Genomic DNA, 23,433 nt, shown 5'->3' with positions numbered 1-23,433 from the left:
GGGTATTACTTCGCAGGGGGAAGAGCTGAAAAATCTATCAGAAATCGTAACCTACTGTAGCCACCACCGTCCGTTCCTGACCCCAGTAGCAGTAGCTGGTGCCGTAACAGGCTGCGACATATTTTTTGTCGAACAGGTTGTTAGCGTTCAGCTGCACATAGGCGCCTTTCAGTTGCGGATTGAACTGCACCAGATTCATACGCAGTGACGCGTCAACCAGCGTGGCGGAAGGCATGTGGCGGGTGTTTTCGTTATCCGCCCATTGGGTGCCGATGTAACGAACACCTGCACCCATATCCACACCAATCGGCGTGTTGTACTGACCCCAGATGGAAGCCATTTGCTTTGGCGTCACATACGGTGTGTTACCGTTGTTCTCAGCCGCATCACGGATACGCACTTTGTTGTAGGTGTAACCGGCCATCACGTTGAAGCGTTCGGTAACCTGTTTCTTAGCTTCCAGCTCCAGCCCCTGTGAGCGGATTTTACCCGCCGGCTCGTAGTAGCTGCCGACCACCACGCGGTTACCCACATCTTTCTGAGTCAGATCATACAGCGCCGCGGTGTACATATCAGAAGTACCGACAGGCTGGTATTTGATCCCGGCTTCGTATTGCTCACTCTGCATCGGTTTCAGCAGCGTGCCGTCAGCGCCCGGCAGGGCAGATGGCGTCATCGCCTGGCTGTAGCTGACGTACGGAGAAATCCCGTTGTCGAAGGCGTACAGCAGGGAAGCGCGGCTGTTAAAGTGGCTGTCTTTACGTTCGCTGTTGCTCTGCGTGCCGTAAATGCTTTCGTAGCTGCGGCTGGAGGTTTTCAGCGTGTCGTAACGGCCTGACAGGGTCAGATACCATTTGTTCCAGTTCATTTCATCTTGCAGATAGGTACCCATCTGCTCATAACGGTTTTTACCGCGTTTAAGGCTGTAATAATCCAGTGCATCACCGCCCACGCCGGTGTACGGGTTGAGGTTTTCAGCGTAAGCAGCGTCAGATTTCACATCATTGATAAAGTGGGAATAGTCAAAGCCCAGCACCACTTTATGCGCCAGTTCGCCGGTGGCGAAATCCGCTTCAAGCTGGTTATCAATCGCGAAGGTATCCAGGGATGATTTTTCACCGGAATAATAACGGCTCATCTCGGTACGATCCGCATTCCAGCCGGCCTGATACACCTGATCCAGTTCGGTATTGGAATGGGTGTAGTTGGCGTTCTGGCGGAATGACCATACATCGTTAAATGCATGCTGGAATTCGTAGCTGTAGATTTGTTCCCAGCGTTTGAACTGATTGCGCGTGCTTTCACCATCAAAGAAACCGCGGCTCAGTTTCTGTCCATAGAGGCTGCCGTCAGCCGGAACGGCGGCATGGTAGCCACCGGACGGATCTTTTTGCAGATACGCGCGAAGTAACAGCGAGGTGTTTTCATCCGGCGTCCACAACAGTTGTGGCGAAATCGCGTAACGCTCTTCACGCTGATGATCATACTGCGTATCGCTGCTGCGGGTCATACCGGTCAGACGGAACGCCAGCTGATCATTGATGGCGTTGGTGTAGTCGAACGCGCCGCCTTTAGTATTTTGCGTGCCACCGGAAAGCTGGAAATGACCTTCTTCAGCAAACTGCGGGCGCTTGGTCGATTCCACCACCACGCCGCCAGGAATGCTCTGACCGTAGAGGGCAGAAGAGGGGCCTTTCACCACATCAATACGTTCCAGGAACCATGGGTCAACCTGGATGGAGTTGTAGGTCGAGCCATCGCTGAGGATACGCAGGCCATCGAGGAAGGTGTTGTTGACGTCACCGCCATGGAAACCGCGCAGGGAGATGGTGTCATAACGCGTTGCGCCGCCGGCAAAGTTGGTGAATACGCCCGGTGTATAGTTCAGCGCAGCGTTGACGGTGGTGGCATTCTGATCCGTCATTTGCTGACGGGTCACGACAGAAACTGCCTGGCCCGTGGTAATCAGCGGCTGATCCGTTTTGGTCGCGCTTTTACTGGTTTTCGCGCTGTAACCCTGGGTCGGCGCATCGGCGGTATCCGCAGGCGCAGCTTTGACAATGACGGTGTCTTCAGCTGCCATTGAGGCAACCGGCATTGCCAGCGCGCACATGAGCACCGAGCGTTTGAGGGGGAAAGCCAACAACATATTCATAATCCCTATAAATAACTCAATAAATTATTGAGTGATTAATTGATGCATGTGTAATAAACCCAAAAGCCAACATTTGTTCCGCCTAAAAACGGCTATACGTGACAGACGGTAACGTAACCGAACCTGGCAAATGTTAAACTTAATGATAATTGTTATCATTATTATTTTGTAAATTCAAGGGAACTTACTTCAAAAAGTGTGAAATGACGCAGTTTTAACCTGATGAAAACGAGGGTATTTTGAGAGGGGCACTAAAAATTCGGGCAAAAATGGCCGCGAGTGATTACGGTTAATAGGGCATTTTTAAATATTTTCATTACCTAAAATTCACTGCCGGGAGGCGAAAATGAGTCAGGGGAGTCAGGAGGAGTACAACGGGAAATGGGCTGCGGTCGATGATTATCTGGTAAGTCATCTCGTGCAAAGCGATCCGGTTCTGGAACAGGTGCTGAAAAATAACCATCAGGCCGGTTTACCCGCGCACGATGTGGCACCCAATCAGGGGAAATTACTGGCGCTCCTGGCACAAATTACCGGCGCGCAAAAAGTTTTGGAAATCGGCACGCTCGGCGCGTACAGCACACTCTGGCTGGCGCGGGCATTACCGGCGCTCGGAAAAGTCGTGACACTGGAAGCCGATCCGCATCACGCCCGTGTCGCAAAAACCAATATTGAACTGGCCGGTTTGCAGGACAAAATTACCTTACACGTCGGTCCTGCCGCCCAAACGCTGCCAGGGCTTCAGGCAGAAGCCCCGTTTGATCTGATTTTCATTGATGCAGACAAACCGGGTAATCCGTTGTATCTCGAGTGGGCGCTGAAACTGTCGAAACCGGGTACATTGATTATTGGCGATAACGTGGTGCGGGAGGGTGCGGTGGTGGATCCGCACAGCGACGACGCCCGGGTACAGGGCGTGCGTCGCTTCATTGAGATGATCGAACAGGAGCCGCGTTTATCTGCGACCGCGCTGCAAACCGTCGGCAGCAAAGGCTGGGACGGTTTTGTGCTGGCACGGGTCACCGGTTAACCGGGCTTAACGCGCCAGCCCGAAGCCAATGTCAAACAGCGGGTTTTCGCTGTCATGCGGCATATCGGATTGTTGTCTGAGCACCGCTTCCTCAGACGATGGCAGTTCAAACGGTAGCTTTCCGGTATAAGCTTCAGGGCTGGTCAGGCGGCTAAACAGCACGGTATCGCTGACACCAAAATTACCGATAACCGCTTTCGCTTTGTCTGTCACATTGGTCAGGATCGCCGGACGGTCGAGATAAACAGTCACGATTGTCGGCACCGCTTTGCTGGCTTTCACAATGGCCTGATAATCCGCATTGTCGCCGGTAAAGGCCAGTGAACCTTCATGATGGCGTTTGCCGAAGAACCAGGCTTTATGCGGTTGTTCATACGGCGCATGGGCGCGGATCAGCGCAATATCGGCTTTCTCCGGCGTATCCACCACGGTAAAACCGGCTGCTTTTGCGGCCTGCGGTCCGATGCCATACAGCCAGATTTTTTTGCCTTTTTTCAGCGGCAGCACGTCTCCGGTGTTTTGCAACAGTACCAGCGAATGTCCCTGAGCCGCATCGGCTTCTTTTTGCCAGTCAGCCCGCCCGACGGTCCGGGTGGCGTACTGCACATCGACATACGGATTTTCAAACAGACCGGTCCTGAATTTTTGTTCAAGAATACGCACGACAGATTCGTCCAGACGCTGTTCAGTCAGCTGCTTTTCATTCACCGCATTGACCAGCAACTGCGAGTCGGTCACGCCGCCAAACTGATCAACACCCGCCTGCACGGCTTTCACGAAACGCTGCTGCGGCGTCAGGTTTTCAACGCCCCATGACATGCCGCCCGGCACCGGTTCTTTGCCTTGCGGCGAACCGTTCAGGCAATCATTTTCACAATTGCTGGTGATCAGCCAGTCGCTGAGAATGACGCCTTTGAAACCGTATTGTCCGCGCAGAATATCGGTCAGCAACTGATGGCTGAATCCGGCTCCGACCTGTTCGAGCGGTTTACCGTCCACGGAGACATTTTTCAGGATCGAATACGTCGGCATTACGCTGGCGACATTGGCTTCAAACGCGCCGGTAAAAGGATAAATGTGTTCTTTGAGATTGTTGCCGGGGAAGACGGCGTTTTTGCCGTAAACATTGTGACTGTCGAAACCGTTTTCAGCCGCACCGTACCCGACCCAATGTTTGACCACAGCGATCACGCTGCCCTGATTGAGCCCGTCGGCACCGTTTTGCATCCCTTCGATATAACCGCGCACCATGTTATGCACCCGCGTCGGATCTTCGCCGAAGGTACCGCTGATACGTGCCCAACGTGGCTCTGTTGCCAGATCAGCCTGCGGTGAAAGTGCCTCACGAATGCCGACGGCCAGATATTCCTGACGGACAATATCGGCGTAACGACGGGTAAGTTTTTCATCCCCAATCGCTGCCAGTCCTAAAGTTTCCGGCCACCGGGTGAATTTACCGGAAGAGGTACTCGCGCCGACCAGATATTCAAATGAGTTACGCGGATCGCTGCTGATGGTGACCGGAATGCCGAGTCGGGTGTTTTCGGCAATCTGTTGCAGTTTATTGTTTTCCCGGGCCATCACGGCCGGATCATCCGCAGAAAGCCGGGTGATCAGACTGTTCACTTTGGTGCCGGCAATCATCTTTTCCGCCGCATCTGTATCATAATACGTCCCGGCCCCAACCGGACTGCTGGCGGTCGGTGCGGAACCGTGCATCATCACACCGGCTTTTTCTTCCAGCGTCATGCGTTTCACCAGATCCGCTGCGCGTGCCTGCGGCGTCAACCGCCAGTCTTCATAAGGTTCCAGTTTCCCGGAATGATTGAGATCCTTGAACTGTAAACCGTCGACAGTCAGCAGCGTTACTTCGCGCTGGCTAAGTTCCGGTTGTTTATCGGCGGAAAAAACAGAAGGTGAGCAAAGCAGCAGGGCAGCGACAGCAAGGCTCAGAGGTTTGATTTTCATCATCGTCCTTAATGGTTGATAACTATAGAAGAACTCAATTCCCAATCAATAACCTATTTGCCTGCTGAATGTTGCGATCTGCTTCGCAATGATGTCAGCCGAATGCCAGTCCGAGCACCGCGCCAACGGCCAGTACCCACAACGGATGGATTCGCTTACTCAGCGACAGCAGCGTGCACAGCGCGATCACCCCAGCCAGGGGCAGTGTGGTCGCTGACGCTTTGGCGATCAGTAATCCGCTTGATACCACCAGCCCGACGGTTACCGGTACCAGCCCGCGCTGCACAATTTGCCGCCAGGGACGGTCTTTGTAACGTTTCCAGCCGCCCATCACAATAAGCGTAATAATCGAGGACGGGCCAAATTTTGCCAGCGAGGACACCAGCAGGCCTGACCATCCGGCAACCTGCCAGCCAATCAGCGGCACGATCATCATATTCGGGCCGGGAGCGGCCTGCGCCAGAGCGAACAGGGCGCTGAATTCCTGCGCGCTCATCCAGTGATGCACCTGTACCACCGCCCGTTGCATCTCAGGCAGAATGGTATTTCCGCCACCAAATGCCAGCACGGAAAGTTCGGTAAATAACAGGGCAAGAGAAAGCAGAACCGGCATCAGAATTTACTCCTCGCGCAGATGAAAATACTGACCGGGGCCAGCACCAGCATGACGGGCAGCATAGGCATGCGGAACGCAGCAATCGCCATCACACCGACAGCGACCAGCGCCAGTTGCAACCATTTACCCCGTAACGGGGCGAGCATTTTGATGCCGGTCGAGAGCAGTAAACCGGCGGCGGCGGCCGCCATCCCGGCGAACAGATGTTCCACCAGCGGTTGGTTCTGATAACGTGCATACACCAGGCCGAGCAGCACCACGCAAATCGTCGGTGCGAGGATCAGCCCGAGCAGCGCCGATAATGCGCCACGTAACCCGCGAAACTCCATCCCCAGGGCGACCGACAGATTAATAATATTACCGCCGGGTAAAAACTGGCACAGTCCGAGCAGTTCGGTGAACTGATCTGCAGTCAGCCAGCGGCGTTTTTCCACCAGCATGTGCCGCGCCATGGGCAATACGCCACCGAAACCGGTCAGGCCAAGGATGAAAAAACCCATAAACAGTTGCCGGCAACCGGGCTGCGGCGCGCTCTGAACCTCTGTATCAGTCATTAATTTATCCTGCGTTTGTGCTGACATTTTCACACACCCCCTTAAAAGTCATTCAAAGCCGTCTGAGGCGTAAAATTCTGTTAAGGATCATGCGCGTGGATGTGCCATGATGTCTAATGCATTTATTAATGGCGAAAGATACTCTGTAGGTATGGATATGATTGAACTGAAACGTCTGAATGCGTTTGTCACCGTGGTGGAAGCGGGCAGCATTACCCGCGCCGCAGAACTGCTGTTTATCCAGCAGCCACCGCTGACGCGCCTGTTACAGGGACTGGAACAGGAATTTGGTATCTCTTTATTAGAGCGCTTGCCGCGCGGTGTGGTTCCGACCGAAGCGGGTGAAGTGTTATTACAGGAGGCCCGTGCCGTGCTGGCGCGCGCCGCTCAGCTCAGTGCCGCCATGCGCCGCGCTGCGCAGGGCGAACAGGGACGGATCCGCATCGGTTTTACCAGTTCCGCCGCGCTGCATACCTTCGTCCCCGCACTGCTGCGTCGCTATCGGACAATTTATCCGGCGGTCAGTACTCAGCTTGAGGAAAGTGGCAGCGGCGAGTTGCTGTCCGCCGTGGTGGCGGGGGAGCTGGATGTCGCTTTTGTGCGCATGCGCGTCAAAGATATGCCGGAATTAGAGATGGAAAAAGTGCTGGATGAACCGATGTGGGTGGCCGTGCCGGCGGGGCACAAACTGGCATCGCAAACGGCCGGTCAGCCGCTCAGACTTGAAGATCTGAGTAACGAACCTTTTGTCTTATACCGGCGGCGGGCCGGGCAGGGGTTGTACGATGCCATACTCGGGGCATATGTCCGCGCCGGTTTCAGTCCGCACATTGTGCAGGAAGCGCCGCGTTTAACTTCCTGTCTGAGTCTGGTCGGTGCCGGACTGGGGATTTCTATTGTGCCGGAATCCATGACCCGGCTGGGCGGAGACGGCGTGGTATTTTTGCCGCTGGACACCGCCACACAACTTAGCGCACCGTTGTATCTTGCGCGGCGGGAAGACAGTCATTCATCCGCTATAATCAATATGTTTTGCGATCTCGTGAAAACGCAACTGAAGGCAGATTAAAGATGTTGCCCGGAAATGTGTTTGCGGGTGGATTCCAGCGTAATGCCGTCAGATTCGATGGCATTCAGCAGCGAATCGAGCAGGCCGGGGAAGCGCGCGTCCAGATCGTCGCGGCGCAGTGAAAGCAAATTGGCGCGGCCGTCCGGGCGCTGCCAGATGACACCGCTGTCACGTAATACACGCCAGTGATGGGTCAGCGTCGATTTCGACAAACCCTGCAATAACGTGCCGCAGGGATGCTCGCCACCTTTGGCCAGCGTGCGCACAACGGCCAGGCGTAACGGATTTCCCAGCGCAGTCAGAACATTTTCGAGGCGGATCTGCTCCCGCTCAGGGTGGTTGGCTATCATATTGTTCCTTTACGTTAACGACGCTCATCGGCGGCCGCGCAATATAGCCTATCCCTCTGCTGCTGTACAACGCGACGGCCACTGACCGATTTCATCGATAGAATAAAATAATTGTACGATTATACACGTACAATTGTAGTATACTCTTCGCATTAAGAATTTTAGTACCCATTACTTTGTGACGGGACGTGAAAACCACTCTCCGCCAACTTAGCCATCAACCAGTAAGGACGTTATATGGCTCGCAAAACGCCAATCGAGCGCTACCGCAATATCGGTATCTCAGCACACATCGACGCAGGTAAAACCACCACCACCGAGCGTATACTTTTCTACACCGGCATGAATCATAAGCTGGGAGAAGTGCATGACGGCGGTGCGACCACAGACTGGATGGCTCAGGAACAGGAGCGCGGCATTACGATTACCTCTGCCGCCGTGACCTGTTTCTGGCGCGGGATGGATCACTCGTTCGATGAGCACCGGATTAACATTATCGATACCCCGGGGCACGTGGATTTCACCATTGAGGTGGAACGTTCCATGCGTGTACTCGACGGTGCGGTGATGGTGTACGACGCCGTGGGCGGCGTGCAGCCACAGTCTGAAACCGTCTGGCGTCAGGCCAATAAATACAACGTGCCGCGTCTGGCGTTCGTTAACAAAATGGACCGTCAGGGTGCAGATTTCTTTCGTGTCCGTCAGATGATGGTGGACCGTCTGAAAGCCAATCCGGTGCCGGTTGTGATCCCCATCGGTAAAGAAGAACATTTCACCGGTGTCGTGGATTTGCGCAAAATGCGCGCCATTTTGTGGGACGACGCGACACAGGGTATGACCTTTACCTATGAAGCCATCCCGGCAGAATTGCAGGCACTGGCGGAAGAATGGCGCGAGAAAATGGTCTCGGCAGCCGCCGAAGCCAATGACGCACTGATGGATAAATATCTTGAGGAAGGCTCGCTGACCGAGGATGAAATTACCGAAGGATTGCGCCTGCGCACCATCGCCGGGGAAATCCAGCCGATGTTGTGTGGCAGTGCATTCAAGAATAAAGGCGTGCAGCGCATGCTCGATGCCGTGATCGAACTGATGCCTTCTCCGCTGGATATTCCACCGGTTGCCGGCACGGATGAAGACGGTAACGAAGCCTTCCGTCATTCCGATGACGGTGAGAAATTCTCGGCCCTGGCGTTCAAACTGATGACGGACCCGTATGTCGGCCAGCTGACGTTTGTTCGCGTTTATTCCGGCGTGCTGAAAAAAGGCGACAGCGTGTATAACCCGGTACGCGGCAAGAAAGAGCGCATTGGCCGTATCGTGCAGATGCATGCCAATGATCGTATCGAGATTGACGAAATCCGTGCCGGTGATATTGCCGCCTGTGTGGGGCTGAAAGATGTCACCACCGGGGAAACGCTGTGTGACCCGTCTGATATCATCACGCTGGTGCGCATGGAATTCCCGGATCCGGTGATTTCGCAGGCCATCGAGCCAAAGACCAAAGCTGACCAGGAGAAAATGGGCATCGCGCTGTCACGACTGGCGTCAGAAGATCCGTCGTTTCGCATCCGTACGGATGAGGAATCCGGCCAGACGATCATTTCCGGCATGGGCGAACTGCATCTGGAAATCATCGTTGACCGTATGAAGCGTGAATTTGGTGTGGAAGCCAACATCGGCAAACCTCAGGTAACGTACCGTGAAACGGTGCGCAAAACGGTCACCGACGTCGAAGGGAAGTTTGTGCGTCAGTCCGGCGGTAAAGGTCAGTATGGTCATGTGGTCTTCACCCTCGAACCGCTGCCTGCGGGAACGGGCTTTGAGTTCGTTGACGCCACCAAGGGAGGTGTGGTGCCGCGCGACTATATCCCCGCTGTCGAAAAAGGGGTCACGGAAGCGCTGAACAACGGCATTCTGGCGGGCTATCCGGTGGTGGATGTGAAGGTGACGCTTACCTTTGGTTCTTACCACGAGGTCGATTCCTCAGAAATGGCGTTCAAAATGGCGGCGATCTTTGGTTTCAAAGAAGCAGCGAAACGTGCCGATCCGGTGATTCTGGAACCGATGATGAAAGTGGAAGTGGAAACACCGGAAGAGTATGCCGGTGGCGTGATGGGAGATTTATCATCGCGTCGCGGTACGGTGCAGGGCATGGAAGAGATCGCGGGCGGTGGCGGTAAAATTATCAAAGCCGAAGTGCCGCTGTCTGAAATGTTCGGCTACTCCACCGTTTTGCGGTCGATGTCGCAAGGCCGTGCAACCTACAGCATGGAGTTCAACCACTATGCCGAGGCACCACGCAATGTGGCGGAAAATATCATTGCATCGCGTGGAAAATAAGCATAACAGGCGTACTCTCCGCCAGAGACAAAACGGTCCGCAAGGGCCGTTTTTTTGGTTTTTGAAAAGGATGCGATAGATTATGGCTTCATTGTGTGACACTCTTGTGCGCATGTCATGTGTGTATAAAGAGGGTGTTATGTTATCCATAGCAGGAAATAAGAAGCGAACCAATGTCACATTGAGTGCCGATCTGCTTGAACAGGCCAAAGCATTCGGCATTAACCTGTCAGCCACGTTTGATAAAGCATTAGGAGAAGCGGTGAAAGAGAAACAAAGGGCACTTTTTTTAGAAGAAAATCAGCAAGCAATGGATTCATGCAATGCCTTTACTGAAAAGGCAGGACTCTTCTCTCAGGGACGCGGAGTATTGTAATGGCGCAATTTGATGTGTATGAAAACAGGGGGGATGGCAAAAACCTTTATCCCTATTTTATGGATATTCAGAATCCATTATTTGAAAGACTGAACGAACGGGTAGTGATCCCGCTGACTTCACTCAGTAATCTGAGGCCCGTCAGGCATCTTCACCCTCTGGTGCGTATACAAAATCAACAATATGTGCTGATGACAAATCTGCTCACCAGCGTCAGTACAACGCAGTTGCGACATGAGCCCGAGTTTAATGCCGATATTCATCGTGCGGATGTCGTGGCTGCTCTGGATTTACTGGTGACAGGAATTTAAGGCGCAGACATTTGCGCCTTATTTATACACGCCGAATTAGCTGACCAGTTTACTGACGATGTTCGCGACGTGTTTGCCCTGATGTACGGCAATACGCAGTTCTTCTGCGCTTGGCTGTCGTGAACCATCGCCACCGGCAAGCGTGGTTGCACCGTAAGGGGTACCGCCGCGAACCTGTGAAATATCAAACAGTTCCGGCGTAGTGTAACCAATCGGGACGATAATCATGCCGTGGTGGGCGAGGGTGGTCCAGGTCGAGGTGATGGTCGTTTCCTGTCCGCCGCCGGTGCCGGTTGAACTGAATACGCTGGCGACTTTGCCTGCCAGTGCGCCTTTAGCCCATAGCCCGCCGGTTTGATCGAGGAAGGTACGCATTTGTCCTGACATATTACCAAAACGGGTCGGTGTCCCGAAAATGATGGCATCGTAATCAGCGAGCTCAGCGGGCGATGCCACTTCCGCAATCTGGTCAGTTTTACCGCCAGCGGCTTTAAAAGCCTCTTCAGGCATGGTTTCGGGTACGCGTTTTATCGTGACTTCAACCCCGGGTACGCTGCGTGCACCTTCTGCAACACTTTGTGCCATCGTTTCAATATGACCATACATGGAATGATAGAGAACCAGTACTTTTGCCATTTTTAACTCCTCATGAGGTGATGTTTTTTCCGTATCGGATGCGGGCTTCTGTCCGGTAATACGGGCGAAAAATCCGCTTAAAAATCCCACGTTTTCTCCTCCACCAGTCGGTGATTGTAATGAGCGGGAAAGTCCATCGTCCGCGCATCATCGGGGAGTTACAAACGCAAATTTTTGAACAGTCTCTTCAATTAATTAGAGCAATTAAGCTTATTTTATACAGCCCCCTTTTACCTCATGGGGCATGGATGGGACATAACTGCTTAACCAGCTCTTTCATTCGTTTGATATCAGAGGACTCCATACCGCCGTATTGAGATTTGCACTTGTAATAGCTGGCTTCCGACACGCCGTTTTCGCGGCACACATCCTTAACATGCCGACCCCTTCAACTTCTTTTAGAACTCGCAGAATCTGAGTTTCAGTGAAACGCGCTTTCTTCATGATGAGCCTCCTTTGGTTGTATTTTAACCAGGTAACTCTATCAAGCGGTAAGACTAAATTCAGGGGGGACTAAAGAATGACCGCCAGACAGCATAATGTGAAAAAGGGGGCATACGGCCCTTAATCGTAAAGCCATCTTCCGGCCTTAGCAGACTCAATAATCATCTCGACAGTAAGAGGTTTGTACACCTTGTTTTTGTACTGCCGTCGAAGCCGAAACCACCACCACGGCAATTCAGGCTCAAAATAATTATCGAGATTAAAGTTGTCATAGCTGATGCCATACCGAGTGAAGAGGTCAATCAGCATTTCCCCTAATTCGTCAGTCACTAAATTAAAGTGTTCCTGAAACGTCCAGTCTTTGCTGACAGGTTTCCTCCACTCACTGTATTTTTCCGTGATGTAATTGAGAATCTCATTTTCATCTACTTCCATCAGAAATACGGCCATGCAATGCGGTCCTGAGGGTAGGCGATAAGGTTGTATTTATCGCGTGTATCCTTTGCCACGATTGCAGAAATTATTACCGCCTGAGCGTAACCTAAATACGGAACCCAGCGACCAACAATAGTACCAATCTGGTTTGTGTTCCTTACCTGACCATAGGCGATTGTCGGGATTTTCAGGTTGTTTGAAAGCTTCGCATCCCTGAAGATTCTGCGTGACATTTTTGATGCAATGCTTGTCCTGTTACCCTTTGAACCTAAGACTTTGCGTTTGGGTATAAGTGGCGCTCCAGCAATGATGGTTGCCGCAGTTTCTATTTCTATTCCGGCGTGATGGGAGAAGGACTCCAGGAAGATTAACCAAAACAACTCTTCTTTAGTAACGTTGTCGTTGCCGTGGTAGAAGTATGTCCCGTTTAGCGTTTCAGTAGTGTCCATCTAATCGCTTCCATTCCAGGTTTAAGTTATCGAAATACTACCACCAAGAATAAGGGAAAGGAGGCTAAAAAGAAGTTTTCAGGGAGTAGATCAGCAGTGATCAAACAGGCCCGGATCTCTGATTTATCCTGGCACCGATATTGTGAGGAGATCAAAGACCCGGAGGTTTCAAAAAGTCCGTGAAACTAAAACAGGTGTGCTTACATACCCCTGTCAGGGGGCGCTTTCCCAACTGACCAATATGGAGACTTCATCCGGTTTGGCAATAAACTTACTGAGCGTGGCAGTGTGACCGTCTTTCATTATCACCGAGACGGCAACGCCCGTCACACCCTCGGTCAGAGGGGTTTCCTCGACGCGCTGTAACATTTTCAGGCAGACATATTGCTGCTCCGGCGGCAGGTGTTTGAATTTATCGCTATGGCGTTTTTTCATTTGTGACTGGCCTTGAAAGAGATGAAGAGGCTGAAACGGTCAGCCTCTTTTTAATCGTGCGATTACCAGCCAACGCTCATGCCTGCGCCATAACCCACGTTATTCTGTGAGTCGTCGGAGACTGACATTTTTACGATGGTGGCCCTGCCCGCGTGGAAGGAAGCACCGACTGACAGGGCATTCTCTGAATCATAACCGCCCACACCAGCACCCACCGCGAACTGCTGAGATTCCTGCACCTGCGGAATATTGGCCTGAGCCATGGCAGAGGCTGAACCGGCCGCCGCTTCTTTTTTGTTGTCATCAACCCGCGTTTTCAGATCAGAAAATCTTTTATTGGTGTAGTCATTTGCCTGAGCCAGTGTACGGGCATCGCCCGCAGCCCGGCTGTGGGATTCCGCTAAGACTTCGGCGTGAGCTCCTGCGGCTAATTGCTGGATTTGCTGATCGTAGTATATATGTTCGATCTGCTGTTCATGGGCAACTTTAGCCTGAGCGGCGGCGATCTGTTTTTTCGTTTCTGCCTGCGTTTTCTGTGTTGAGTCCTGAGCTGTCTGGGCGAGAGCAACCACATCCACATGTTGCATCGAAGTCCGCTGACGATTCGCTTCTGCCATTTCATCACCCTGGATAGCTTCGCTGTTGGCATTAACTTTAGACATGTCGGCATCTTTTCCGTCAGTACCTGCTAAGCCGGTGTCGCCCTTAGCGCCATCTTTGCCATCGATTCCATCTTTACCATCAAGGCCATCATGAGGGGCATTCGCCGCCGCATAACGCAAAGCAACCTGTTCAGCTTGTTTTTTTTGCATCTGTGTCTGAACGTCTACCGGTATACCTGTGGGATCATTTTTTATGGGGGTGAGTAATACCGGCGTTCCTGTTGGATCATTTTTGACAGGTGGTTGCGCAACCGAAATCGTGTGTTCCGCCGGAGTCAGGTTGGTCATGGGAAGAGTGGCTGTCTGTGTCATCGGCGTTTCCATTCTTGCCAGGGGATCAAAAACAGGCATCTGAACATTGCTTGAACCATTCCAGTAGGTGTTGTTTTTGAGATAGTCGGAAACCTGAATAAGGTCGTTTTTCCGCAAGATCTCATTCTGCTTATCTGAAGGAATTTCCGGATTATTGGCAAAGTAGGCTTTGGCAGCCTCCAGGTCATCCCCCGAAAGTTGTGCATGAACAGCCGGAATAACACTTGTTGAGAGCACCACACCAAGGCATATGCGCTGAACGGCTATGCGTAGTGCCCGGAAGTCCGCCGGAGCCTGAAGCCTGTGTTTCTTACCGGCTTTGCCAGCGGCGATGATCTGAATGTTGCATTCTGTAAACTGAGTGTTCATTTGTTTTTTCCGATCTTGAAATAAGTATCTATTAGCGACAAATAAGAGGTGTTATCAGGATGATGTTTTTGTCTCTTCAACAAAATCATACATACAATGAATGTGACTTGCTTCACACATCAACCGGTCATTTGACTTATGTCAAGAAACGTAAAGTTATTGCGCTACATGAGTTTGTTTCATCCAGAGCCATCTTTGGTGGCTAACAGACACGAGTTTTTGTTTCTGTAACTATCAAAAGGAGCGTTTTTAGTCGCCAGTAGCGACCAGATGAAATATCTATAAGATTCTTGTACAATATGCGCGGGTTTAAGAAATTGGGGATAAGTGAATGGCAGATAACGCAAAAGAATTCCTGGACTATGTCCGGAGGCTGGATATTGATCAGCCCGCGTTGTGTATTCTGCTCGGACTGCCACGCAGCACGTTAAATAAGTGGATCAATGGTACGGTGACACAGATCCCTCAGGTGGCGGTAACCGCAGTGAGAATGTTGTGGTTTATACGTAACAGTGATGAAGCCCTGTTTGAAAAGTGGGCGATGGTGCAGGACTTTGGTGTGACTGCCGATTATGCCGTCAATGACAAAGCCCAGGAGTTTTTACATACCATTAAGCGCGAACCGAGTGCGCCCATCAAAAAGTTGCTGACCCAATAATTGCGCTGACAGGACGTGGTGTGCGAGATAAAGAACGTGAAAAAAGGCGATTACCCAGAGAGGTTAATCGCCTTTTTTACGATCAGGGCTGGGTGGAAACGTCAGACCACAACGTCGAAAATCATCTTCACCGGTTCGATATTAGTGAAGTTCGCCACGTCGGCGACGAAATCTGCAGCATTACCTTGCATGCCTTTTTCGAAGTCTTCCATTGAGTTGCAATAAATATGGCAGGCGGCGATGAAGGGCGCCTCCGCCGGTGCATCTGCGGGTATTTTATCGATGGCGTAAGAATGGCAAAACTCCCCCATCCTGCGTTTGATCAAGGGTAAATGTACATCCCGATAATAATCATGATCAAAGGTTCCGTTTTCAATATTTGGATACAGCACACTGTATTTAATCATTTTATGTCTCGTCTTATTCCCGGATAAAAATCAATTTTAGCTTACCGGCTAATGATATGCCTCGCCATTTGTGCCCGATGTTATTTATCTGAAAAATCATTCATCTGCATACATGTACTATGCTTAATGAATTGATATTTAGCATGGGATAGACATGGGATTTTTAGGTTGGACAGCGGCGGTCGGAGGACTGCTATTGATTATGTCGCTCGCATCCGGGTGGATTTCCCGCGGTCCGGTGACAACGTTCGGTTTATATCTGGCTGCGGGGATCGTTTGTGGTCCCTGGGTTCTGAATTTATTGCATATCGATCTGGTGGCGTATTCCACGCTCACCGCTCATTTCACTGAAATCGCCATGGCGGCGTCATTATTTATTACCGGACTGAAACTCCGCTTGCCTTTTCGCGCACAAAGCTGGCGTGTTGGTGTATTACTCGCTTTTCCTGCCATGTTACTCACCGTCCTGTGCGTCGCCGCTATTGCTCATTACATTACCGGTATTTCCTGGCCGCTGGCCCTTGCATTGGGTGCCATTATCGCGCCGACGGATCCGGTGCTGGCCAGCATGATTGCCGTGAATGATGCCAATGATGACGACGGGTTGCGGGTTGCGCTTTCCAGCGAGGCAGGGATGAACGATGGTTCGGCGCTGCCTGTGCTGATGCTGGCGCTGATGCTGTTCACGGCGCAGGACGGATTATCTTCACACGAATGGTGGCACTGGGCATGGCGCGATGTGGTCTGGGCGTTGCTCGGCGGGCTGGCAATTGGTTTTGCGATGGGGAAACTGGTCGGGCTCAGTGCGACGCGTTTTCACAGCCGTCAGCGTACGGTTGCACCGAGTGATTTTCTGGCGCTGTCGCTGATAGCGCTCAGCTATGCGGCTGCGCAATCTCTCGATGCTTCCGGTTTCCTTGCGGCATTTGCCGCCGGTGTCGGGCTTCGCAGCGCGGAAGTACGCGTCGTCTCCCTGCATCCGCCGGAAGATCTGAGTGAGGGGTCGCGTCCGCCACCCGCTGAAGTCATGGTCAATCCTCACCAGCGTCACTCGATGCAAGCGGAAATGCCACGCAATTCGATCGGACTGATGGTAGGTGATGCACTGTCGTTCGGCGATACCATTGAGCGGATTTTTGCTGCGGGAATTGTCATGGTGCTTGGAATCACGCTGGCAGAACACTGGGAACCGACGGGACTGCTGATCGCCGCGCTGCTGTTTATTGTCATCCGTCCTCTGGCTGTTTATATCACGACAATCGGCGTACATGTGCCGAAGGGGAGACGGCTGATGCTCGGCTGGTTTGGTATTCGCGGTATCGGCAGTATGAATTATATCGCTTATGCCTGGACGCACGGACTGCATGGTGCGGACGCCAACTATATGACTAACATTGCGTTCACGGTGATTGTCGCCAGCGTGGTTATCCACGGCATAACGGTATCACCGGTGTTGCACTGGCGGCAGGCGAGGCAGGAGGCGGCGCAGGAAGAACGGGAAGCACGGGAAAAAAGGCAGCAGGAAGATGCATAAAAAAACGGACGCTCAGGGCGTCCGTTTTTGTCTCAGGCGTTGCGGTCAGGCAATCTGTTTTTTACTGAGGCTGAACATAAATAACACCGCGGCACACAGCACGACAGAAGGGCCGGCAGGTGTATCATAGAATGCCGAGAACGTCAGGCCGCCGGTCACGGCAACAATGCCCGTTATCACCGCCACATACGCCATTTGTTCCGGCGTTTTAGCGAAGCGCCGCGCGGTCGCGGCGGGAATAATCAGCAATGAGGTGATGATCAGCGCACCGACGAATTTCATCGCCAGACCGATGGTCAGCGCCGTTACCAGCATCAGGATGATGCGCGAACGTTGCAGGTTTACGCCATCGACATGCGCCAGTTCCGGACTGATGGTCATGGAAAGCAGCGCCCGCCATTGCCAGCACAGCACTGCAATCACCACCGTTACGCCAACGCCAATCATCCAGATGTCGCTGTATGTCACCGACAACAAATCACCGAACAAATATGCCATCAGATCCACACGCACGCCGGACATCAGGCTGACGACCACCAGCCCGAGTGACAGTGCGCTGTGCGCCATAATCCCGAGCAGGGTATCGACAGCCAGGTGCGGTTTACGTTCGAGCAATACCAGCAATACGGCCAGCAATAAAGTGACGGCGATAACGGTATAAAAAGGATTAATATTAAGCAGTAAACCAAAGGCTACGCCGAGGAGTGACGCATGAGCCAGCGTATCGCCGAAATAGGACATACGACGCCAGACGACGAACGAGCCCAGCGGGCCGGCGGCAATTGCCAGCAAAACGCCTGCCAGCCAGCCAGGTAATAACAGCGCGATCATGCGTCACGACCTCCGGTGTTGCGCAAAATTATCTTTCCCTTTAAATCATGACGATGGTTATGGTTATGTCGGTAAATAGCCAGCTGTTCTGCGCCACGATTACCGAACATCGCAATAAATTCAGGGTGCGCAGAGACCACTTCCGGCGAGCCGGAACAGCAGATGTGCTGGTTCAGGCACAACACTTCATCCGTTTTCGCCATCACCAGATGCAAATCATGCGAAACCATCAGCACGGCGCAACCCAATTCGCAGCGCAGGCTGTCGATCAGGTTGTACAGCGCCAGTTGTCCGTTGACGTCAACGCCCTGAGTCGGCTCATCGAGTACCAATAACTGCGGGCTGTTCATTAACGCACGCGCCAGCAGAACACGCTGGTTTTCGCCGCCGGAGAGTTTTTGCATCGGTTGATCCAGCAGATGCGCGGCCTGTACGCGTTTCAGGGCGGGCAAAATATCGCTTTTCTTCACACCGGGCTTCAGTCGCATAAAACGGCTGACGGTCAGCGGCATGGTAGGATCGAGATGAATTTTCTGCGGAACATAGCCGATACGTAAACCGGGTTCGCAGGTCATCTTGCCTTCTGTTGGCGCAATCAGGCCAAGCACAACGCGCACTAATGTGGACTTTCCCGCGCCATTCGGGCCGAGAAGGGTCAGAATTTTCCCCGGTTGCAGACTTAACGAGATGTTGGACAACACCCGTCGTGCACCGAAAGTCACTGAAATATTTTGGAGCGTAGCTAATGTGGACATGTCATAGGGTCTTGCAGAACAAATCGGATGTTATAATATTGCGTTTCGCTAAAAATAACCAGTTTTCCCCCAACCCGAAGATGAGTTCACTCAGCATGATACAGAAAAAAAGCGTTAAACGGATGTTTCTGGCCGCCGCAATATTAAGTTCAGGTGCGGTTTTCAGCACGCAGGCCGCTGTTCTGGCTTCCGTACGCCCGCTGGGTTTTATCGCATCCGCTATTGCCGACGGCGTCATGCCGACGCAAGTGTTGCTGCCGGACGGGGCGTCGCCTCATGATTTTGCATTACGCCCTTCCGATATTCAGCGTATGCGCAGCGCCGATCTGGTGGTATGGGTGGGGCCGGAAATGGAAGCGTTTATGACCAAGTCAGCAGCGCAACTGCCACCAATCCGTCAGGTCGCCATCGCGACGTTACCGGCAGTGAAACCATTGCTAATGAAAGGCAGTGATGACGATGAACATGACGAGGCTCATGAGCATGAGCATGAGGCGGATGAACACCGCCATGGCGAATATAATATGCACGTCTGGTTGTCACCGGAAATCGCCCGCGAAGCCGCCATTGAGATCCACAACAAGCTCGCAGAGCTGGTTCCGCAGAAAAAGCAACAATTAGATGTAAATTTGGCACGTTTTGAAGACGGGCTGACAAAAACTGACAAAAATATTGGTACTATGCTGCAGCCTGTGCAGGGTAAGGGATATTTTGTTTTTCACGACGCTTATGGCTACTTTGAAAAACACTTCGGCCTTTCGCCACGTGGTCACTTTACGATCAACCCCGAAATTCAACCTGGTGCACAGCGATTACATCTCATTCGAACACAGTTGGTTGAGCAAAAAGCGACCTGCGTTTTTGCTGAGCCACAATTCAGGCCAGCCGTCATAACGGCTGTTGCCCAGGGAACAAAAGTGCGTATGGGCACATTGGATCCCTTGGGGAGCAGCATTGCACTCGGTGCGGACAGCTACGTGAACTTTTTGTCACAGCTGGCGAACCAGTACCTGAGCTGCCTGAAGTAAGCTAAAAGGACAGAATTTAAGTGCAGCTGATAGCCCGATCTATCGCTCTGGCGTATAGCAACCTTCCGCGGCCCCATCGCATTATGCTGGGGTCACTTACCGTCGTCACACTGGCTGTGGCCGTATGGAAACCGTTAGCCTATCACCCGGACAATGACCTTTCCGATACCAAACCGCTGGTTAAAAATATCACCCTTGATAACCAGCAATTACGTTCACTGCTTCCTGAAGCCAGCGAGCCTATCGACCAGTCTCCCCCCGCCGATGATGACATTCCGCAAGATGATCTTGACGATAAAACAGTCAATGAAGCCGGCGTACATGAATATGTGGTTTCTACCGGCGATACGCTGAGTAGCATTCTGAATCAGTACGGCATTGATATGTCAGAAATCGCTGCACTTTCAGATGCCAACCGTGATTTACGTAATCTGAAAATCGGTCAGCAAATTTCGTGGACGCTCAATGATGCCGGTGATTTGCAACGCCTGACATGGGAAAAATCACGTCGCGAAACTTACACCTTTGACCGTTCGGGCAACACGTTTAAATCCTCTCTGGAAACCCTGAAAGGGGAATGGAAAGATTCAGTATTGAAAGGGACGCTGAACGGCAGTTTTGTCACCAGCGCCAAAGCCGCAGGGCTGAGCAGCGCTGAAGTCAGTGCTGTTATTAAAGCACTGCAGTGGCAACTTGATTTCCGTAAATTGAAGAAAGGCGACGACTTTGCGGTGCTGATGTCCCACGAAGTACTGGACGGTAAGAATGAGCAAAGTGAATTGCAGGCCGTGCATATGCGTACCGGCGGCAAAGACTATTACGCTGTCCGGGCTGAAGACGGCAAATTTTATGACCGCACCGGCAGCGGGCTGGCGAAGGGCTTTCTGCGTTTCCCGACCGGTAAACAATACCGCGTTTCTTCTAATTTCAACCCGCGTCGTCTGAACCCGGTGACCGGGCGCATAGCACCGCACCGTGGCGTCGATTTCGCCGTACCTGTCGGTACGCCGGTGCTGGCGGTGGGCGATGGTGAAGTGGTCGTTGCCAAGAATGGCGGCGCTGCGGGTAACTATGTTGCCATCCGTCACGGTCGTCAGTACATGACCCGTTATATGCATTTGCGTAAGCTGTTGGTGAAACCCGGTCAGAAAGTGAAACGGGGCGATCGCATCGCACTGTCCGGCAATACCGGCCGTTCAACCGGCCCGCATTTGCATTTTGAAATGTGGATTAACCAGCTGGCTGTGAATCCGCTGACGGCAAAACTGCCGAGAACGGAAGGGCTGACAGGTAAAGATCGCAGTACTTATCTGGCCACTGTTCGTGAGGTTGTTCCTCAACTGAAGCTTGACTGATCTCTTCGCGCTTAATTTTCCAAGGCAGTGATTTATTGCAAAATAAATCACTGCACTTATCATTAAGGCAGAATTTGTCATAAGAGCCTGAGCATGCAGCCAGAAAAAGAAAAACGATCGACTATTGAATTTATTCCGCAATTTCAGAAAGCCTTCTATCATCCGCGCTACTGGGGCGTCTGGCTGGGCGTCGGAGCGATGGCCGGAATGGCATATCTGCCGGCGAAGGTTCGCGACCCTATTTTAGGCAGCCTTGGCCGTCTGGCCGGAAAATTTGCGAAAGGCGCACGTCGTCGTGCGCAAATTAATCTGCTGTATTGTCTGCCCGAAACACCTGAAGCTGAACGTGAACATATCATCGATGAGATGTTTGCCACCGCTCCGCAATCTATGGTGATGATGGCTGAACTGGCCCTCCGTGATCCTAAAAAAATCATGCAGCGTGTTCACTGGCACGGCAAAGAAATTGTCGACCAGATGCATGCCGAAGGCAAAAATGTGATTTTTCTGGTGCCACACGGATGGGCTGTGGATATCCCGGCGATGCTGATGGCCGCTGACGGACAGCCGATGGCCGCTATGTTCCATAATCAGAAAAACCCGCTGACCGATTATCTGTGGAATACCGTTCGCCGTCGTTTTGGTGGTCGAATGCATGCGCGTAATGACGGCATCAAGCCGTTCATCAGTTCAGTGCGTCAGGGGTACTGGGGTTACTATCTGCCGGATCAGGATCACGGCGCTGAGCACAGTGAATTCGTCGATTTCTTTGCCACCTACAAGGCAACATTGCCTGCGGTCGGACGTCTGATGAAAGTGTGCCGTGCGTCGATCATCCCGCTGTTCCCTGTCTATAACGGCCACGAACAAAGGCTGGATATTTATGTGCGCCCGCCGATGGATGATCTGGCCACTGCCGATGACAATCGCATCGCACGGCGGATGAACGAGGAGGTGGAAGTGCTGGTCGGACCGAATCCGGAACAGTACACCTGGATCCTCAAGCTGCTTAAAACCCGAAAGCCGGGTGAACCTGAGCCTTATTCGCGCAAAGAACTTTATCCCAAAAAGTAACCATTAAAAATTTGAAAAGCTGAGGCTCACACCTCAGCTTTTTTGTATGTTTTTTTCAGGGATACGCCTGAGGAACGCGGCAATCAGCAATACGCCGGTCGCGCCGGAAATCATACCCGTCAGCATAAACATGCCGCTGCCGAGTACGAAATACAACTGCTTTGCCACTTCGATGCCCGCCGCAAATACCACAATTGTGATCAGCCCCAGCGTCGCCGCAACGGTGCCTTTGCCGGTCGGGCTGGAAAACAGTGTCAGACGGTAAAGCCCGGCATTTACCAGCCCTGAGCCCAGCGCATACAGGCTGAGCCCGCCAATTATCCAGCCCCAGGCGTGCACCATAAACAGCGCGGCACCGGCGCTGACCGCCAGACCGAGCACTATTGGGACAATGCCTATCCAGACGGGTGTGCGGATATTCACTTTCCCACTGATTTTGCTGAGTGTGATATTACCGATCATCAGCCCGGCGAATACCGGCACCTGTAACCATCCGTACTGTAGCGGCGTCATACCGGCATCCTGAATCAGTAATACCGGTGACTGCGCCACCCACGCCAGCAGCGGGAGGGTGATCAGCCCGATGGACAGCGACCCGAGAATCACGCCGGTATTGCTGAACACTTCGCGGTAATCGGTCAGTAAGCGGCGTATTGAAAATCTTTCCCCGCGTCCGGTGGCAGTTTCCGGCATGCTGCGCCACAGACCCCAGAATGAAAATGCAGAGACCAGCGAGAACAACACAAACATGGCTTTCCATGGCGCATAATGAATAAACGCCGCGCCAGCCAGCGGCCCGAGCAGGGGGGCTATCAGCGTGATGTTAGCCATCAGCGCCATCAGTTTAATGCTCATTGTTTCACTGAATGCTTCCTGAATGGCGGCATAACCCACTGCACCGATAAAGCACAGACTCATGCCCTGTAAAAAGCGCATCAGAATGAATTGTTCAATGTTTTGGGTAAAAACTGTCAGCAGGCACGTGGCGGTGAAGAAGGCCACGCCTGCCAGCAGGACAGGTCTGCGTCCGAGCCTGTCGGACAGCGGACCCAGCAGCCATTGCAGCAAAATACCGCCGCACAGATACGCGGTCAGTGAGGTGGAAACCCAGTCGGCACTGGCACTGAAATCACTGACCACCCGCAACATACCCGGCTGGATCATATCGTGGGCGATATAGGTGGCAAATTCGAATAACACCAGCGACAGCGGGAACAACCTCTGGCGAAAATTCAACCGCGAAGCGGGTTCGGAAACGGACGACATAACGTTAATAC

At 52.4% G+C, this 23,433-nt stretch carries 24 protein-coding genes and 1 pseudogene; 10 read left to right on the top strand and 15 right to left on the bottom strand.

Annotated elements, in window-relative coordinates:
- Positions 1 to 37 precede the first annotated feature (37 nt).
- Positions 38 to 2,149 carry a TonB-dependent siderophore receptor gene (locus tag J1785_RS16550; protein ID WP_129951079.1) on the bottom strand — a complete coding sequence of 704 codons (2,112 nt, stop codon included), beginning with the start codon at positions 2,147 to 2,149 and terminating at the stop codon, positions 38 to 40.
- Positions 2,150 to 2,501: 352 nt separating this feature from the next.
- On the opposite strand from J1785_RS16550, the gene J1785_RS16545 reads away from it, so the two are divergent.
- Positions 2,502 to 3,185, top strand: coding sequence for an O-methyltransferase (locus J1785_RS16545; RefSeq protein ID WP_217219924.1), 684 nt, complete (start codon positions 2,502 to 2,504; stop codon positions 3,183 to 3,185).
- A gap of 6 nt (positions 3,186 to 3,191) precedes the next feature.
- Here the strand turns inward: J1785_RS16545 and J1785_RS16540 are convergent, their stop codons facing one another.
- The 3 genes from J1785_RS16540 to J1785_RS16530 form a co-directional block, all read right to left on the bottom strand.
- Positions 3,192 to 5,153 (bottom strand): glycoside hydrolase family 3 protein, encoded by a 1,962-nt coding sequence (locus J1785_RS16540; protein ID WP_217219920.1) that lies wholly within the window; start codon positions 5,151 to 5,153, stop codon positions 3,192 to 3,194.
- A 94-nt stretch (positions 5,154 to 5,247) separates the two neighbouring features.
- On the bottom strand, positions 5,248 to 5,766 hold the full coding sequence (locus tag J1785_RS16535) for a chromate transporter (RefSeq protein ID WP_418952332.1): 519 nt from the start codon (positions 5,764 to 5,766) through the stop codon (positions 5,248 to 5,250).
- On the bottom strand, positions 5,766 to 6,350 hold the full coding sequence (locus J1785_RS16530; RefSeq protein ID WP_129990822.1) for a chromate transporter: 585 nt from the start codon (positions 6,348 to 6,350) through the stop codon (positions 5,766 to 5,768). The genes J1785_RS16535 and J1785_RS16530 overlap by 1 nt, the downstream gene beginning before the upstream one ends.
- A gap of 124 nt (positions 6,351 to 6,474) precedes the next feature.
- On the opposite strand from J1785_RS16530, the gene J1785_RS16525 reads away from it, so the two are divergent.
- Positions 6,475 to 7,392, top strand: coding sequence for a LysR family transcriptional regulator (locus J1785_RS16525; RefSeq protein ID WP_217219929.1), 918 nt, complete (start codon positions 6,475 to 6,477; stop codon positions 7,390 to 7,392).
- On the opposite strand, the gene J1785_RS16520 is transcribed toward J1785_RS16525, so the two are convergent.
- Complete coding sequence (locus J1785_RS16520; protein ID WP_129951085.1) at positions 7,389 to 7,742, bottom strand: ArsR/SmtB family transcription factor; 354 nt, start codon at positions 7,740 to 7,742, stop codon at positions 7,389 to 7,391. The two genes, J1785_RS16525 and J1785_RS16520, sit on opposite strands and share 4 nt — an antisense overlap.
- Positions 7,743 to 7,979: 237 nt before the next feature.
- Here J1785_RS16520 and fusA point away from each other — a divergent pair, with 237 nt between their 5' ends.
- From fusA to J1785_RS16505, 3 genes are all read left to right on the top strand, one after another.
- On the top strand, positions 7,980 to 10,085 hold the full coding sequence (fusA, locus tag J1785_RS16515; RefSeq protein WP_217137840.1) for an elongation factor G: 2,106 nt from the start codon (positions 7,980 to 7,982) through the stop codon (positions 10,083 to 10,085).
- 82 nt (positions 10,086 to 10,167) lie between these two features.
- Positions 10,168 to 10,461, top strand: coding sequence for a type II toxin-antitoxin system CcdA family antitoxin (locus J1785_RS16510; RefSeq protein WP_238483249.1), 294 nt, complete (start codon positions 10,168 to 10,170; stop codon positions 10,459 to 10,461).
- Positions 10,461 to 10,772: a CcdB family protein gene (locus tag J1785_RS16505; protein ID WP_129951088.1), complete on the top strand. Its 312-nt coding sequence runs from the start codon at positions 10,461 to 10,463 to the stop codon at positions 10,770 to 10,772. Before J1785_RS16510 ends, J1785_RS16505 begins: the two co-directional genes overlap by 1 nt.
- A gap of 36 nt (positions 10,773 to 10,808) precedes the next feature.
- Here the strand turns inward: J1785_RS16505 and wrbA are convergent, their stop codons facing one another.
- From wrbA to J1785_RS26790, 6 genes and pseudogenes are all read right to left on the bottom strand, one after another.
- Entirely contained in the window at positions 10,809 to 11,408 is a 600-nt protein-coding gene (gene wrbA, locus J1785_RS16500) for an NAD(P)H:quinone oxidoreductase (protein WP_129951089.1), read from the bottom strand.
- 259 nt (positions 11,409 to 11,667) lie between these two features.
- A pseudogene (locus J1785_RS16495) lies at positions 11,668 to 11,852 on the bottom strand (transposase); the annotation flags it as partial.
- A gap of 120 nt (positions 11,853 to 11,972) precedes the next feature.
- Positions 11,973 to 12,302: a DUF1493 family protein gene (locus J1785_RS16490; protein ID WP_238483248.1), complete on the bottom strand. Its 330-nt coding sequence runs from the start codon at positions 12,300 to 12,302 to the stop codon at positions 11,973 to 11,975.
- A complete protein-coding gene (locus J1785_RS16485) occupies positions 12,287 to 12,736 on the bottom strand; it encodes an STM2901 family protein (protein ID WP_217219919.1) in 450 nt (149 codons plus the stop codon). The genes J1785_RS16490 and J1785_RS16485 overlap by 16 nt, the downstream gene beginning before the upstream one ends.
- Positions 12,737 to 12,949: 213 nt before the next feature.
- Entirely contained in the window at positions 12,950 to 13,171 is a 222-nt protein-coding gene (locus J1785_RS16480; protein ID WP_129951090.1) for a hypothetical protein, read from the bottom strand.
- Positions 13,172 to 13,233: 62 nt separating this feature from the next.
- Positions 13,234 to 14,514, bottom strand: coding sequence for a YadA C-terminal domain-containing protein (locus J1785_RS26790; protein ID WP_238483247.1), 1,281 nt, complete (start codon positions 14,512 to 14,514; stop codon positions 13,234 to 13,236).
- Positions 14,515 to 14,845: 331 nt separating this feature from the next.
- On the opposite strand from J1785_RS26790, the gene J1785_RS16470 reads away from it, so the two are divergent.
- Positions 14,846 to 15,172 carry a hypothetical protein gene (locus J1785_RS16470; protein ID WP_129951091.1) on the top strand — a complete coding sequence of 109 codons (327 nt, stop codon included), beginning with the start codon at positions 14,846 to 14,848 and terminating at the stop codon, positions 15,170 to 15,172.
- 101 nt (positions 15,173 to 15,273) lie between these two features.
- On the opposite strand, the gene J1785_RS16465 is transcribed toward J1785_RS16470, so the two are convergent.
- Entirely contained in the window at positions 15,274 to 15,579 is a 306-nt protein-coding gene (locus tag J1785_RS16465) for an EthD family reductase (RefSeq protein ID WP_129951092.1), read from the bottom strand.
- 154 nt (positions 15,580 to 15,733) lie between these two features.
- Between J1785_RS16465 and J1785_RS16460 the strand changes: the two genes are divergently transcribed.
- Positions 15,734 to 17,113 (top strand): cation:proton antiporter, encoded by a 1,380-nt coding sequence (locus tag J1785_RS16460; protein ID WP_129951093.1) that lies wholly within the window; start codon positions 15,734 to 15,736, stop codon positions 17,111 to 17,113.
- A 45-nt stretch (positions 17,114 to 17,158) separates the two neighbouring features.
- Here the strand turns inward: J1785_RS16460 and znuB are convergent, their stop codons facing one another.
- Together znuB and znuC are read right to left on the bottom strand one after the other, a co-directional pair.
- Positions 17,159 to 17,944, bottom strand: coding sequence for a zinc ABC transporter permease subunit ZnuB (znuB, locus tag J1785_RS16455; protein ID WP_129951094.1), 786 nt, complete (start codon positions 17,942 to 17,944; stop codon positions 17,159 to 17,161).
- Positions 17,941 to 18,699, bottom strand: coding sequence for a zinc ABC transporter ATP-binding protein ZnuC (gene znuC / locus J1785_RS16450; protein WP_129951095.1), 759 nt, complete (start codon positions 18,697 to 18,699; stop codon positions 17,941 to 17,943). The genes znuB and znuC overlap by 4 nt, the downstream gene beginning before the upstream one ends.
- A gap of 95 nt (positions 18,700 to 18,794) precedes the next feature.
- Between znuC and znuA the strand changes: the two genes are divergently transcribed.
- The 3 genes from znuA (at position 18,795) to lpxM (ending at position 22,156) form a co-directional block, all read left to right on the top strand.
- Complete coding sequence (gene znuA / locus J1785_RS16445; protein ID WP_129990818.1) at positions 18,795 to 19,727, top strand: zinc ABC transporter substrate-binding protein ZnuA; 933 nt, start codon at positions 18,795 to 18,797, stop codon at positions 19,725 to 19,727.
- Between the two features lie 20 nt (positions 19,728 to 19,747).
- Complete coding sequence (mepM, locus tag J1785_RS16440) at positions 19,748 to 21,082, top strand: murein DD-endopeptidase MepM (RefSeq protein WP_129951097.1); 1,335 nt, start codon at positions 19,748 to 19,750, stop codon at positions 21,080 to 21,082.
- Between the two features lie 93 nt (positions 21,083 to 21,175).
- Positions 21,176 to 22,156, top strand: coding sequence for a lauroyl-Kdo(2)-lipid IV(A) myristoyltransferase (gene lpxM / locus J1785_RS16435; RefSeq protein WP_129990817.1), 981 nt, complete (start codon positions 21,176 to 21,178; stop codon positions 22,154 to 22,156).
- A 33-nt stretch (positions 22,157 to 22,189) separates the two neighbouring features.
- On the opposite strand, the gene J1785_RS16430 is transcribed toward lpxM, so the two are convergent.
- Positions 22,190 to 23,422 (bottom strand): MFS transporter, encoded by a 1,233-nt coding sequence (locus tag J1785_RS16430; protein WP_217219926.1) that lies wholly within the window; start codon positions 23,420 to 23,422, stop codon positions 22,190 to 22,192.
- Positions 23,423 to 23,433: the final 11 nt, after the last annotated feature.

The organism is Rahnella perminowiae (assembly GCF_019049755.1).
Lineage (GTDB): Bacteria > Pseudomonadota > Gammaproteobacteria > Enterobacterales > Enterobacteriaceae > Rahnella > Rahnella perminowiae.
The sequence above is the reverse complement of the archived record's forward strand: the minus strand, read 5'-3'. Positions and strand labels throughout refer to the sequence as shown.

What these genes read in the sequence shown, in the direction of transcription:
- J1785_RS16465 (WP_129951092.1), bottom strand. Translation starts at nt 15,579, where the DNA reads ATGATTAAATACAGTGTGCTGTATCCAAATATTGAAAACGGAACCTTT.
- wrbA (WP_129951089.1), bottom strand. Translation starts at nt 11,408, where the DNA reads ATGGCAAAAGTACTGGTTCTCTATCATTCCATGTATGGTCATATTGAA.
- J1785_RS16545 (WP_217219924.1), top strand. Translation starts at nt 2,502, where the DNA reads ATGAGTCAGGGGAGTCAGGAGGAGTACAACGGGAAATGGGCTGCGGTC.
- lpxM (WP_129990817.1), top strand. Translation starts at nt 21,176, where the DNA reads ATGCAGCCAGAAAAAGAAAAACGATCGACTATTGAATTTATTCCGCAA.
- J1785_RS16525 (WP_217219929.1), top strand. Translation starts at nt 6,475, where the DNA reads ATGGATATGATTGAACTGAAACGTCTGAATGCGTTTGTCACCGTGGTG.
- J1785_RS16530 (WP_129990822.1), bottom strand. Translation starts at nt 6,350, where the DNA reads ATGTCAGCACAAACGCAGGATAAATTAATGACTGATACAGAGGTTCAG.
- znuB (WP_129951094.1), bottom strand. Translation starts at nt 17,944, where the DNA reads ATGATCGCGCTGTTATTACCTGGCTGGCTGGCAGGCGTTTTGCTGGCA.
- J1785_RS16490 (WP_238483248.1), bottom strand. Translation starts at nt 12,302, where the DNA reads ATGGCCGTATTTCTGATGGAAGTAGATGAAAATGAGATTCTCAATTAC.
- J1785_RS16535 (WP_418952332.1), bottom strand. Translation starts at nt 5,766, where the DNA reads ATGCCGGTTCTGCTTTCTCTTGCCCTGTTATTTACCGAACTTTCCGTG.
- J1785_RS16540 (WP_217219920.1), bottom strand. Translation starts at nt 5,153, where the DNA reads ATGAAAATCAAACCTCTGAGCCTTGCTGTCGCTGCCCTGCTGCTTTGC.
- J1785_RS16480 (WP_129951090.1), bottom strand. Translation starts at nt 13,171, where the DNA reads ATGAAAAAACGCCATAGCGATAAATTCAAACACCTGCCGCCGGAGCAG.
- znuA (WP_129990818.1), top strand. Translation starts at nt 18,795, where the DNA reads ATGATACAGAAAAAAAGCGTTAAACGGATGTTTCTGGCCGCCGCAATA.
- J1785_RS16510 (WP_238483249.1), top strand. Translation starts at nt 10,168, where the DNA reads ATGGCTTCATTGTGTGACACTCTTGTGCGCATGTCATGTGTGTATAAA.
- znuC (WP_129951095.1), bottom strand. Translation starts at nt 18,699, where the DNA reads ATGTCCACATTAGCTACGCTCCAAAATATTTCAGTGACTTTCGGTGCA.
- J1785_RS26790 (WP_238483247.1), bottom strand. Translation starts at nt 14,514, where the DNA reads ATGAACACTCAGTTTACAGAATGCAACATTCAGATCATCGCCGCTGGC.
- fusA (WP_217137840.1), top strand. Translation starts at nt 7,980, where the DNA reads ATGGCTCGCAAAACGCCAATCGAGCGCTACCGCAATATCGGTATCTCA.
- J1785_RS16550 (WP_129951079.1), bottom strand. Translation starts at nt 2,149, where the DNA reads ATGTTGTTGGCTTTCCCCCTCAAACGCTCGGTGCTCATGTGCGCGCTG.
- J1785_RS16505 (WP_129951088.1), top strand. Translation starts at nt 10,461, where the DNA reads ATGGCGCAATTTGATGTGTATGAAAACAGGGGGGATGGCAAAAACCTT.
- J1785_RS16520 (WP_129951085.1), bottom strand. Translation starts at nt 7,742, where the DNA reads ATGATAGCCAACCACCCTGAGCGGGAGCAGATCCGCCTCGAAAATGTT.
- J1785_RS16470 (WP_129951091.1), top strand. Translation starts at nt 14,846, where the DNA reads ATGGCAGATAACGCAAAAGAATTCCTGGACTATGTCCGGAGGCTGGAT.
- J1785_RS16430 (WP_217219926.1), bottom strand. Translation starts at nt 23,422, where the DNA reads ATGTCGTCCGTTTCCGAACCCGCTTCGCGGTTGAATTTTCGCCAGAGG.
- J1785_RS16460 (WP_129951093.1), top strand. Translation starts at nt 15,734, where the DNA reads ATGGGATTTTTAGGTTGGACAGCGGCGGTCGGAGGACTGCTATTGATT.
- J1785_RS16485 (WP_217219919.1), bottom strand. Translation starts at nt 12,736, where the DNA reads ATGGACACTACTGAAACGCTAAACGGGACATACTTCTACCACGGCAAC.